The sequence below is a fragment of the Mucilaginibacter ginsenosidivorans genome, assembly GCF_007971025.1.
GTDB classification, from domain to species: Bacteria; Bacteroidota; Bacteroidia; order Sphingobacteriales; family Sphingobacteriaceae; genus Mucilaginibacter; species Mucilaginibacter ginsenosidivorans.
Window position 1 is genome coordinate 4411952 of sequence record NZ_CP042436.1, and the last position, 13188, is coordinate 4425139.

Consider the following 13188-nt stretch of genomic DNA (forward strand, 5'->3'; position numbering starts at 1 on the left):
CAATTCAATGGTTCATTTATTGGGTTGTGTCATCTAACTGAAAACTCTCAAGTTCTCGCCGCCACATTACTCAACCACGTGGTCATACCATTTTTTATCAGACTGATTCGAAGCCACAACATTATCAATAAAGGCCATGCCCCGGATACCATCTTCGACACCAGGGAAATCCAGCCATTCTTTATGTGGTTCCTCGCCATTCATTTTGGCGCTTAGTGCCAAAATGAAATTACGGTAAAGATTGCCGAAAGCCTCGAGGTAACCTTCCGGGTGACCTCCGGGCGTACGGCAGTTACTTGTTGCATAGGATGATTCCCTGTCGCCATAGTTAGAACCGGCGCGCAGCGTCTCGGCGGGCTTGTCGCTCCATCTTATCGTCAATGTGTTCGGTTCCTGCTGTGCCCATTCAAGGCCGCCGTTTTCACCGTAAACACGAATTTTTAAAGCATTTTCTTCGCCGGCAGCCACTTGTGAAGCAGTTAATACACCGGTGGCGTTTTCTTCAAAACGCAGCAGTATCGCACCGTCATCGTCCAGCATGCGTCCTTCCACAACGGTATTTAACGACGCGCACATCTGTTTGATCTTCAAGCCTGAAATATACTCGGCAAGATGCGCGGCATGTGTACCAATGTCGCCCATGCAGCCGCTTTTTCCCGACCGCCTGGGGTCGGTGCGCCAGGCCGCCTGTGCGTTGCCTTCCCTTTCGGAAAGCTTACTCAGCCAACCCTGGTGATATTCTACGTATATCTTTCTTATTTTACCCAGTTTACCGCTTTTTACTATCTCGCGCGCCTCCTTCACCATCGGATAACCCGAGTAGGTATGCGTAAGCAGCAGCATCAAACCTGTTTCATCAAGCTTCTTCTTTAATTGTTTAGCTTCGTCAAGTGTAAAGGTGATCGGTTTTTCGATAACCACATTAAAGCCGTTTTCGAGGGCAAGCATTGCCGGGGCAAAATGTGCAAAGTTTGGGGTAACTATAGTAACAAAATCCATCCGCTGGTCAGCCGGTAATTTGGCTTCGGCGTGGATCATTTCTTCGAAATTTAAATAGGTCCTGTCTTCGGGCAGGAAAAGCATTTTTCCGCTTTCCTTTGCAACATCATTATGTATGCTCAGTGCACCGCAAACCAGTTCGATCAGACCATCCATATTGGCGGCTATACGGTGAATGGCGCCTATAAAGGCATCCTTACCCCCGCCAACCATACCCATGCGCAATTTTCTTTTGCTCATTTGTTCTGTTTAGTTAAGTAATTATCAGGTAGATTGATTTGTATTAAGTTAATTGGGTTGATCAAGTTTGGCCGGGATGAACCCGTTAACTCAATCAACCCAATCAATTCGGTCCGCTTATGATCAGGACAGCGCCCAGGCTTTATCGCCTTTTTTGTATGGGATACAGCCATCATAACGGCCCGGTACCGGAACGTAACGCAGTGCCTTGGTGCAGCCAACTTCCGACGTAAAGTAGCCCAGCAGCGTAAGCTCTTTCATCATCCTGAAATAGTGGTTAGGATCTTTCGGTTTTTTGTTTTTTGAATATTCCTGCTGCTCTTTGTCCAGATCGGTCAGCAAAGCAGTGCGCTGGGTAGCGTCCAGATCCATAAATTTTTTGCTGAATTTTTTGTTGCTGGCGTCGTCGATCTGTGTGATACCTTTCAGGAATATGTCCTGGTCAGGAGTTTCGTAACAATCGCGCACCATTACCGCCATAAAGCTGCCCACTTTTGCGGCTTTCGCGCCTGGGCTGCTGGCAGTATCAGGTAAAATGGTATCGGCCACTTCGTCCATAAAGGCAACGTGATCCTGGTTGAAAAGGTCAGCTACCTTTGGAGCGTTTGGTTTACAACCCGAGAGCAAAAATTCAGCACCTATCATAGTACCGCCCATTATCAGGGCTACTCTTCCGATGGCATCTCTTCTATTCATTGTAGTTATTGATTTACTAAATTAATGAATTATTGATTTTTAAATTGGTTTGACGAATTAAATATAGTTAAAATCAAAATAAATGCATGACATTAAACGGTGAGGGCAAATCCTTCGCGGTAGTTACGCTTCACATATTGATTCACCTCGTCAAAATTGGTTACCTTCATGTTGGAATTATCCCACAGCAGCTTCACCTGGCCCGGATAAGTATTACGCCCATTTGCTCCTTTTACAGCCAGGTCATGACCCCTTACTGCCAGGTTTGCCATCAGCAGGGCTTCGGTAAGCGGGCCCGCTTTATCAAACGGAGAGCTTAATTCGGTCTTTCCATAGCCGGCAATACATCCTTCCACCCATTGTGCATAATGACCGTTAGCACCGCCGGGTACACGCGCCCAGCGTTGTTTTGCATCTTTTACGGCCTCTTCCTGCATACGTGAACTTGGCAGCAAGTGAGCAGCATCAGAATAGGTGCTTGAATACATTTTACCTTTGGTACCAATAAACAGGCAGCCGTTGCCTTCTTCACCGCCGTAAGGCTCGTTAGGCCCAAGCTCTTCCGGCCTCTCGGGCTGTATACCGCCGTCCATCCAATGCAACGTAACGTCTCCTTTGGTTTTAGCAGTTTTGGGGAAAGTCATGGTAATATGGCTTGAAGGCGGGCAGCTTTCAGGGAAAACTCCTTTAGTAAATTCGCCCACGTAAACCGAACCCACGCTGGCCTGAACGTCTTTTACGTATTCAAGGTCAAGCACTCTGAACGGTGCCTCTACCAGGTGGCAACCCATATCGCCCAAAGCACCAGTTCCGTAATCCCACCAGCCCCGCCAGTTGAACGGCACCAAGTTATCTACAAAGTCCTTATACGGCGCATTACCGAGCCATAGGTTCCAGTCTAATGTTGCAGGCACCTCAGCTTTTGTTTTTGGCCAGGCTACGCCCTGGGGCCATACCGGGCGATTGGTCCAGCAATATATCGTATGAACATCACCTATTAAACCAGCGTCATACCACTCCGACATCAAACGTGTGCCGTCGTTGGAAGCGCCCTGGTTCCCCATTTGGGTAACTACCTTAAATTTCTTTGCTGCCGCTGTCAGCGTGCGTGCCTCCCAAAGATCATGCGTCATTGGTTTCTGAACATACACGTGTTTACCACGAGCCATGGCATTATAGGCTACTACAGCATGCGTATGGTCGGGTGTTGAAACCGAAACAGCATCAAAATTCTTCGACTCCTTATCAAACATTTCCCGCCAATCCTTATAGCGCTTAGCCTTCGGGAAATTTTTAAACGTCGTGGCAGCTTGTTTGTCGTCGACATCGCACAAGTAAGCGATATTGGCTTTGCCGCTCCTGGCAAACATGGCTATATCACTTTGTCCTTTACCGCCGCAGCCCACACTTGCTACGGTTAGCATATCGCTTGGTGCGCGATAGCCTTTACCGCCCAGCACAAACCGGGGAACGATCATAAATCCGGCAGCCGCGAGAGCGCCTTTCTTAATAAAATCCCTCCTTGTGGGATCCTGGGGTAAATTTTCAGGTTTTTCAGTCATTGGTATATGTATTTATAATTATTAAATTATCGATTTAATGAATTATTGATTGTTTGTTTAACTGTTCGGTTTGTTGCTAATCACTAATTAACTAATCGCCGGTTAACAAACAACTAAACATTCCCCTTCTTCAACTCCTCAACCGCATGGTTGGCCGCGCGCGCGGTCAAAGCCATATAGGTTAACGACGGGTTTTGGCAAGCGGTTGACGCCATGCAGGCACCATCGGTAACGAATACGTTTTTGGCATCCCATACCTGGTTCCATTCGTTCAGTACCGAAGTTTTTGGATCACGACCCATGCGAGCGGTGCCCATTTCGTGAATACCACGGCCTAATACAGGTTCGCTAACGAAAGTATGAACATCTTTCACGCCAGTCGCCTCGAGCATTTCTTTAGCGTCGTTAGCCATATCGATACGCATTTTCTTCTCGTTATCCTTAACCTCAGCGTCGATAGCCAGCACCGGCAATCCCCATTTATCCTTTTTGTCTTTATCAAGATATGCGCGGTTCTCGTGGTATGGCAAAGTTTCGCCAAAGCCTCCCATGCCAAACGACCATGAGCCCGGTTCAGACAACGCATCTTTAAATGCACCGCCAATGGTTAGTTCAGGAATACTCCTTCCCCACTCATCACGGCCGCCGCCGCCCTGGTAGCCAAAGCCACGGATATAATCGCGTTTTTCGCCGTTCAGGTTGCGGTAACGTGGTATATAGATACCGTTTGCACGGCGTCCGAAGTAGTATTTATCATCATAACCCTCAACCCTGCCGCCTGCGCCAACGCCCAGGTGGTGATCCATTAGGTTGTGCCCCAATTCGCCGCTGCTGCTGCCCAAACCGCCGGGCCAGATATCGGTTGCCGAATTCATCAGCACCCAGGCCGAGTTTAGCGTTGATGCATTAACGAAAACGATCTTTGCGTAATACTCGTAGGTCTGGTTGTTTTCGGCATCAAGTATTTCAACGCCTTTGGCTTTTTTGGTGTCTTTATCGTATAATATTTTGGTAACGATGGACCACGGACGGACGGTTAAGTTGCCAGTAGCCATGGCAGCCGGTAATGTTGACGACTGCGTACTGAAGTAAGCGCCGAACGGACAACCCAACCAGCATTTGTTACGATACTGGCAGTTGGTACGGCCCGGCAGCGGCTTGGTGATATTAGCGGTACGGCCAATGATCATGTGCCTGCCCTCTTTTTTGTAATGGTCGTTTATCCTTGCGGCTATATCTTTCTCTACACAGTTCATCTCCATTGGCGGCATAAAGTTGCCGTCGGGAAGGATCGGCACGCCGTCGCGGTTGCCTGATATACCAGCAAATCCTTCAACATGGGTATACCATGGTTCCAGGTCCTTGTAGCGGATGGGCCAATCGACACCTACGCCATCTTTCAGGTTAGCTTCAAAATCGGTATCGTGCCAGCGATAACTTTGACGGCCCCACATTAACGAACGGCCGCCTACGTGATAGCCACGGAACCAGTCGAATCTTTTGATCTCCACATACGGGCTTTCTTTTTCGTTCACCCAGTAATCCAGGTTGGTTTCATTAAGCGGGTAATCCCTCTTTAATACAGGATAATCCTTTTCCATCTGCACCGTACGGCCTCCCCTGTGTTCAAACTCCCAGGGTGCTTTATTGGCATTTACATAATCCTTTACGTGTTTGATATCCCTGCCTCTTTCGAGCATGATCGTTTTCAGGCCCTTTTCAGTAAGCTCCTTTGCTGCCCATCCCCCGGATATTCCAGAGCCGATCACAATAGCGTCGTATGTGTTGGTTGACATGTTAAAAAAATGATTGTTTTAGTTAAATGTTGGTTAGTCCGACTAATGTAAAAATTTATTTCTCTTTTATTTAAATTACATTGTGTTTTTTTAACACAATAATGCCCCTGCAAATTCCCAGGGCATTTTCACAGCTATTTTTTATAACTTTTTATCGCCCCAAATGCCTTTAAAGTAGGTATTGAAAAATCGTCCGTCATACATTCCCCTTTTTCGATTCGCTCACTGCATGGTCGACAGCGCGGGCGGTGAGAGCCATATATGTAAGTGAGGGATTCTGACAAGAAGTAGACGTCATGCTGGCGCCATCCGTTACAAAAACATTGGTACATGCGTGTAATTGATTCCATTTATTCAGCATGGACGTTTTCGGGTCCTTGCCCATCCGTACCCCACCCATTTCATGAATATCCAAACCCGGCGCCTGGTGGTTGGTGGACGGCTGAATATTTTTGAAACCGGCACTGGTAAACATTTCGGTAAGCTGTTCGATGTAATCCTTTTTCATCTTCTCGTCATTGTCGTCATAATCAACCGAAATATCGAGCAATGGCACACCCCAGGCATCTTTCTTGCTATCATCAAGCTTTACAAAATTGGTTTCCTTTGGGATGGTTTCGCCCATCATGTGCGAACCTACACGCCATGGACCATATTCCTTTGAAGCCAGGCCCGCTTTAAAATCTTCGCCGAAGCCATCGTAACTATGCTTAAACCCGCGGTAGGCACTAAAGCCACAGGCATAACCCCGCAGGAAGTCAGTCTCCTGTTTGTAAACATTCCTGAAACGCGGAATATATCCGCCGCCGGCCGGGTTGCGGCCATCGGTGGCCCATTCTTCAAATCCTTCAACTTCCGCCCCGATATGTGCCGAATAATTGTGGAAAGCCACAAACTTGCCCAGCACGCCACTATCATTACCCAAACCATTAGGAAAACGGTGCGATTTTGAATTGAGCAATATCAGATTGGTATTGAGGGCCGCCGCATTTACAAAAATGATGCGTGAATAAAATTCTTCGGTTTTTTTGGTATTGGTATCAACGATACGGACGCCGCTTGCTTTTCCCTTCTTCTCGTCATATATAATAGACTCGACAACCGAAAAGGGCCTGATCGTTAAATTTCCAGACTTAAGGGCCCATGGAATAGTTGAAGCATTACTGCTAAAGTATCCGCCAAACGGGCATCCGCGTTCGCAAATGGTACGTTCCTGGCATTGCGCACGGCCCTGGTCGAGATGTATCTGGTTAGGTTTGGATAGATGCGCACAACGTGCACTTATCACATGCCTGTTCTGATAATTCACTTTAACGTGCTTTCTAAAATATTCTTCAACAGCGTTTAACGGAAAAGCCGGCAAGAACTCCCCATCAGGCAACTCGGCGATGCCGTCCTTATTACCGGATATACCGGCAAATTTTTCCACATGGCTGTACCAGGGTGCAATATCCTGATAACGAATGGGCCAATCGACAGCAAAACCGTCTCTTGCCGGCCCCTCAAAGTCAAACTCGCTCCAGCGCTGGGTTTGCCTGGCCCAAAGCAACGATTTGCCGCCTACCTGATAGCCCCGTATCCAATCAAATGGTTTGGTTTGTACATACGGATGTTCATTATCTTTAACAAAAAAATGAGCCGCACTTTCGCCAAAGGCATAGCAACGGTTCACTATAGGATTGGCTTCCTGCACAGCCATCGGCAATACCCCACGATGTTTAAATTCCCACGGGTACATATTAGTGGTCGGATAATCCTTAATATGCTTTACATCGCGGCCGCGCTCCAGCATTAAAACTTTCAGGCCCTTGTCGGTCAGCTCTTTGGCGGCCCAGCCCCCACTAATCCCCGATCCAATTACAATAGCATCAAAGGTGCGCTCTTTTGCGCTGTCGATATTCAGATTTGCCATTTTAAGCCTTCATATTATTTTTAACCGGGAAATGCGCGTTATATCTGCCCGGCACCAACTCATACACTATCTCCTTAGTCATAAAATACTGCGATTGCGTGTACCCAAAAACCGTAAGCCCTTTTACTGTACCATAAAATGCCTGCAATTCATCTTTCTTTTCTGGCTTATCGTCTTTTTTCCCTGAAGGGTTGCGGCCGGTTGGTTTGGCGCCCGGTTTCTTTTCAAATGTCGCCAGGATAGCAGCCTTCTCGGTTTTGCTGCAATCGGCAAAGCTTTTGCTATACATTTTTTTGGTAAGATCGTTAAACTTATCCATGCCTTTGAAAAATGCCTGCTGATCTTCTTTTTTTGTACAATCATCCAGCATCAGCCAGACGAATTTGTCGAGATTAAGATCCTTTGCCCCGGGTGTTGTGGTTTTTGGAATGATTGTTTCAGCCAGATCGGCAATCAATGCTTCCTGGTCGCCGGTGACATCAAAATGCTTGAAATGGGCCGTCGGATTATCTTTGGTACAAGCCGGTAATATGGCCGCGCTGCTAAGTACCAGGGCTAAATTTCGGATCGCTGTACGCCTGTCCATTGTTAAATTAGGTTATAATGCCTGTTCAGGGGGAAAACACAGGCAATATAGTGTATAATTGACATTATAAAATAAAAACGCAAAAAAATACCGCTTATTCTGGCAATACACAGCAACAGATTTTTTTACTCGTTGAAAAGTAGCAAAAAAGGGGTTAGAAACCCCATTTTTTCATTGTTTGTAAATCAATTTTTACACAATCGAACGGGTCCTTGCCCTGGTACGACTCCTGCTCGATGATGAACCAACTGGTGCCGCCATGCTTACGGGCCTCTTTAACAATATCCCTAACCGGCATAACACCCTCACCAAGTATAGTGCTGTCATAACCATCCATGCCTTGCCCGGTAGTGCTTTTAATTTCGTCCTTCACGTGCAACAGCTCAAAACGGCCTGGATATTTCTTCAGCAGGTCCAATGCGATACCGCCGGCGCCCAGCATATTGCCCACGTCCATCTGCTGTGCGACCAATTCAGGATCGGTATTGGCTAAAATATAATCATAAAGCGTTTCATCACCCACTTTAGTGCTGAATTCGAAATTGTGATTATGGTAGCCGAACTTCATATTATATTTTTTACAAAGCTCTCCGCATTTGTTGAATTGATCCATTGTCTTTTTCAACTTATCAGGATCATGACGCAAACTTTCATCGAGCCACGGACTGATCACATAGCGCTGGCCAACTTCTGCTGCATCTTCAACAGTATATTTCCACTTATCAGTGAAATCATTTTTTGCATCGTCCCAATCATGCGCAGTCATTACAGTATGGCCGCTGTGCATTTGCAGGTCCATTCCCGATAACAATTTTCTAAACTCTTTAGCGGTATACCCGTAGAACTTACGGTTGACGTAATTGGCATGCTCGACATGAACATAGCCCATATCGGCTAACTTCTTGAGCGAACCTGCAGGGTCCTTACTCATAGCATCGCGTACCGAATAGAGCTGAAGCCCCACTCTTTCGATCTTTTTTGGTGCTGCAAAAAGGTCGTTTGACGATACCAATGCCGCGCCTGCAACCGCCAGGGCTGTGTTCCTGATGAAATCTCTGCGTGAATTATCCATTTTTATATGATTTTTTAGCGTGTTTCTTTTTATTACTGCCCTATCGGGAAAGCCGGGAACAGCAAGCTTGAATTACTTACAAATGCAAGGTGCTTACTATCCGGCGCCCACGACGGGGTGTTGATAGTTCCTTGTCCGCCGTATAAATAAGCAACCACTTTTGATGGCCCGCCACTAGCAGGCATCACTCTTAGGTAGACATGTTTATAGAACGGGTGGTCTCCCGGCGAAACCTCGTTTTTCAAAAATGTAATGTATACTATCCATTTCCCATCAGGCGAAATATGCGGGAACCAGTTATTAAAATCATCGTTGGTTAACTGTGTTTGCTCACTTCCATCCGCTTTCATACGCCATACCTGCATCAGGCCAGAACGTACAGAATTAAAGTAGATGTATTTACCGTCGGGACTGTATTCGGGTCCGTCATCCAGGCCTTTGGCATCGGTCAGCCTTACTTCTGGACCACCGCCGGAGGGGATGCGGTAAACATCGTACTCCCCATTCCTATCACCACAGAACACGATATATTTACCATCCGGCGACCAGCCGTGCATGTAAGAGGGCCCTGTTGGCGTTATCTGTTTTGCTTCGCCGCCGCCAATAGGTACCGTAAACCCAACCGAAGCACCCTTTTCGCCATTGCCACTGCTTACTGCAAGCATTTTCCCATCAAAGGAGATCACATGATCATTATTGTTGTGATTGGCGACACCTGTATTGATAGCCTTTGGGGTACGGGTAGCCAGGTCGAAGTTATACAGGATGCCGTCGCGATTATAAATCAGTGATTTACCATCCTGCGTCCAGTTTGGGGCCTGGAGCGAGTTGGGAATCTGGTAAATAACTTTAGCATTTTCATCGGCCAGGTCCAGTATTTCGATACTGCTGCCTATATAATTGCGATAGGGCACCAGGTCTTTGGGCGCCGGTACTACAATACGTACATTATTAAAAGTAGCTTTTTCGACCACATTAGGATTATGAGAACAAATAAAGAGGCCAACGTATACATCGTCGCCTAAAAAATCAGTTGTGTCGAGTTTTACGCTTACGAAAGTCTCACCTTTGTGCGCTACCGACATGGTGTATTTGCCATCTTTCCGCTCAAGCTGTATAATGTCAGCGCCGGTAAGCTCAAACTTCTTTTCCTCGGTGGCCCCGCCTGTGGCCGGCCGGTATTGGAGCGAAGTTAACCCGCTACCATGAACCACTGCGCTGAGATGCTTTGAATTGGTATCGAGCGAGGAACGCACCATCCAGCCAATTTTACGGTGTTCCTCGACACCTTTACCGATGAAACTAATATTGGTTCGCAAAATGAAATCGCCCTTCATTTTTTTCCAGAGGTAATGGAACTCATCGTGGGTGGCCCAAACATTGGTGCCCGATCCTTCCATTTGATATTGCTGCATGTTGCTGTCGTAGTTGGCACTGCCCTTGTGCTTCACAAGGCCAACATCAGACTGACCGTCAAAAATGCCGACCTGACCGGTTTGGGCATGGGCACCAAAAATACCCGCGCACAAAAGTGCAGAAATAGCAACAAGGCGTATTTTATTTTTCATCAGGAAACGGTGTTTAATTGACACTAATAATTGGGTTAGCTAATTTATAAATTACATTGAGAAAACATGCAAACAGCTTGTGTAAATTTTACAACGACGTTTGGGAAACGTGTATTTACAGCACCGGTTACGTTGAGATCAAAGAAAAACAGGGCAAATCCAGGATCAGGCGTATGCCCTGTTCAGCGGGAGGCTGAAATAAAATTTGCTGCCTTTGCCAGGAGCGGAAGATATCCAGAGTTTACCGCCGTTAAGTTCCACCAGTTCCTTGCAAAGCATCAGCCCGATGCCTGTACCACTTTCGCCCGAGGTACCCCGTTGGGAGAAGTGCGTTTGTATAGAAAATAGCTTCTGTAGTTCAGGCTCGCTCATGCCTTTGCCGGTATCTTCTACGCTTATGATCAGGCTATCGCCTCTAAATTCAGAATTAAGGGTTATTCGGCCCTCATTATCCGTAAACTTAATGGCATTACTTACCAGGTTGCGCAAAACGACCTTGATGTGGTTCTCGTCGGCCAGCCCAGAATTTCCGGGGACGGCCTTGTTAATAAATCTAATATTCTTTTTTTCAAGAGCCTGGCTGAACACCTGCTCCACTTCGGCTCCCAGTACTGAAATATCAAGGCCGGTTGAATTGACACCGCGTTCCTTTATCTTACTACCTGCCCAATCCAAAAGATTTGACAGCGTAAGTTCAGCGCTTTTTACCATTGGGTTAATATCCTTCATCAGGACGTGAACCTCTTCTTTAGAAAGATAATCAACCCCGAACATATCTGTAATATTCCGCAGGTTTGCCAGCGGTGTGCGCAAGTCGTGCGCTATCGTAGCCAGCAATTTGTCTTTTATGTTGGCTACTACTTCAAGATTAGCTGCCTGTACCTCTATCAGTTGTTTTTGTTTCAGAAGACCTTCGTTCTGTTCGTTCAAACGTTCACCAAGTCTTTTTTTCTGCGTGTAGAAATAATAGGTGATAAACAAAATGAATACGACCACAAGGAGCGATACCGCCAGGATGACGATAACAGCACGCTGCCATTTCAGCATCGCTTTATTTTGCTGCGCCGCGCGCTCCATATCGGCCATGTCATTCAGGTGTTTTTCAAGCGCAAAATAATCCTGTATCAGCTCCGTATTCTTAATTTTATTGAACGTACTGAGGCTATCCTGCATTTTGTTATACCTTTTTTGGTAAAACATGGCCATTTTCAGGTCGCCCTTGCTTTCATAAGTGCCAATCAAAGCCTTATAAGCGTTGGTTATGGCATCGACCACACCTATACTGTCCGCAAGGTTTCCGCCTTTAACTGCATAAAATATAGCCTTTTCGTAATCGTGCAGTTTGTTGTAAACTTCCGCATATTCGATATAAGTAGTTGCACGCAAACGCTTATTGTGTGTGGCAAAGCTCATAGCCAGCGCAGTATCAGAATAGGCTATCGATTCCTTATACCTTCCCATAAGCGTGTAAATGGTACTTAGCCGGCCATACAACACGGCGGTATTCGGTGCATCATTTGCCTTTGCGTTCAATAGCAGGGCTTTCCTGGCATCGCTTAGTGCAGCGTCGTACTTACCCTGGCGACGGTAGACCAATGAGCGTTCGCTATAAACCTCGGCTACCCGGTCGGGGTCGCCATGGGCATACTGCTCAGATAGATTAAGATTATGGAGCGCGAGCCTGAAGTTCCGGAGATCGGAATAAGTACGGCCGATGATGTTATAGCAGCTTGAAATAAGCAGGTTGTCTTCCCTGGGTATATTCATTAACGCCTTGTTAAAATAAAACAAAGCAATGGGGTAATAGGATTGCGACCAGTATACATCCCCGATGTTAAGAAAGCTGCGGCCGATACCATCATTATATTTAACACTTTCGGCAAGGATAAGTGCCCTTTCGGCGATATGGCGCGCCGAATCGGGAGATTCGAGGTAAATATTAAAGCTAACGCTATTGAGGCTGTCAACAGTCTTTTTTGATGCGGGCGGAACGGCGGCTGCGGGCCGGGCAACAACATTGCCCTTTATCAATAATAGAAGTATAACACCAAATAATGCCCGCATAAGCGTTATTACGATAAAAAAGTTCTAAAGTTCGGCAAATATCTAATAAAAAAGGACATTGTCAGGCAATGGTACAGCGTTCGCCTTCAAGCATTTCCCGGCAAAGTTCCTCGTCGTCCGGCATCACTATCTTATCGGCCTCCTGTTTATAATTATGTTTAAGCTGCTTACGGCGCCTGGCTTCAAGAAAGCGCCTTACCTGGGTGCGGTTCTCCAGCACCAGGCCGGGCACTATTACGGGCTGGTTGTCCTCGTCCTTTGCCACCATGGTAAAGTAGCTGGTATTGGTATGGTGCACGGTGTTGGTTTTAATGTTCTCCGAAATAACTTTAATGCCAACAACAAGCGAGGTTTTACCTACGTAATTTACTGAAGCCATGAGTGATACCAGATCGCCGACCTCGACCGGCGCCAGGAAGTCGACAGTATCTATTGAAGCGGTAACGCAATAGTTACCCGCGTGTTTGGCTGCGCACACGTAAGCCACTTTATCCATTAGCGATAATAAAATACCACCATGTATTTTGCCGCCAAAATTGGAATAAGACGGTATCATCAGCTCGGTTATAACAGTTTCAGAAAAACTTACCGGCTTGTAGAAAGAGGCGTCGGTTGGGGTCGTCATTTTTATAATATATAATAAAGGTAGAAGTCTCCCGCAAAAATATATACTATTCGTCAGTAAATATAGAT

At 46.5% G+C, this 13188-nt stretch carries 10 protein-coding genes; all 10 read right to left on the reverse strand.

The features are described 5' to 3' along the window. Positions 1-66 precede the first annotated feature (66 nt). On the reverse strand, positions 67-1239 hold the full coding sequence (locus FRZ54_RS20080; RefSeq protein WP_228462554.1) for a Gfo/Idh/MocA family protein: 1173 nt from the start codon (positions 1237-1239) through the stop codon (positions 67-69). Positions 1240-1362: 123 nt separating this feature from the next. After that, a complete protein-coding gene (locus tag FRZ54_RS20085) occupies positions 1363-1935 on the reverse strand; it encodes a gluconate 2-dehydrogenase subunit 3 family protein (RefSeq protein ID WP_147033599.1) in 573 nt (190 codons plus the stop codon). 92 nt (positions 1936-2027) lie between these two features. Beyond that, a complete protein-coding gene (locus tag FRZ54_RS20090) occupies positions 2028-3497 on the reverse strand; it encodes a Gfo/Idh/MocA family protein (RefSeq protein WP_147033600.1) in 1470 nt (489 codons plus the stop codon). 113 nt (positions 3498-3610) lie between these two features. Continuing rightward, on the reverse strand, positions 3611-5293 hold the full coding sequence (locus FRZ54_RS20095) for a GMC oxidoreductase (protein ID WP_147033601.1): 1683 nt from the start codon (positions 5291-5293) through the stop codon (positions 3611-3613). 196 nt (positions 5294-5489) lie between these two features. Then, positions 5490-7205 carry a GMC oxidoreductase gene (locus FRZ54_RS20100; protein WP_147033602.1) on the reverse strand — a complete coding sequence of 572 codons (1716 nt, stop codon included), beginning with the start codon at positions 7203-7205 and terminating at the stop codon, positions 5490-5492. Position 7206: 1 nt separating this feature from the next. Further along, complete coding sequence (locus FRZ54_RS20105) at positions 7207-7791, reverse strand: gluconate 2-dehydrogenase subunit 3 family protein (protein ID WP_147033603.1); 585 nt, start codon at positions 7789-7791, stop codon at positions 7207-7209. A gap of 154 nt (positions 7792-7945) precedes the next feature. After that, on the reverse strand, positions 7946-8863 hold the full coding sequence (locus FRZ54_RS20110; protein ID WP_147033604.1) for a sugar phosphate isomerase/epimerase family protein: 918 nt from the start codon (positions 8861-8863) through the stop codon (positions 7946-7948). 32 nt (positions 8864-8895) lie between these two features. Continuing rightward, the gene (locus FRZ54_RS20115) at positions 8896-10431 is read right to left on the reverse strand and encodes a TolB family protein (protein ID WP_147033605.1); all 1536 of its coding nucleotides are present in this window, start codon (positions 10429-10431) and stop codon (positions 8896-8898) included. A 165-nt stretch (positions 10432-10596) separates the two neighbouring features. Continuing rightward, a complete protein-coding gene (locus FRZ54_RS20120; protein WP_147033606.1) occupies positions 10597-12495 on the reverse strand; it encodes a tetratricopeptide repeat-containing sensor histidine kinase in 1899 nt (632 codons plus the stop codon). 61 nt (positions 12496-12556) lie between these two features. Further along, the gene (locus tag FRZ54_RS20125) at positions 12557-13120 is read right to left on the reverse strand and encodes an acyl-CoA thioesterase (RefSeq protein WP_147033607.1); all 564 of its coding nucleotides are present in this window, start codon (positions 13118-13120) and stop codon (positions 12557-12559) included. Positions 13121-13188 lie beyond the last annotated feature (68 nt).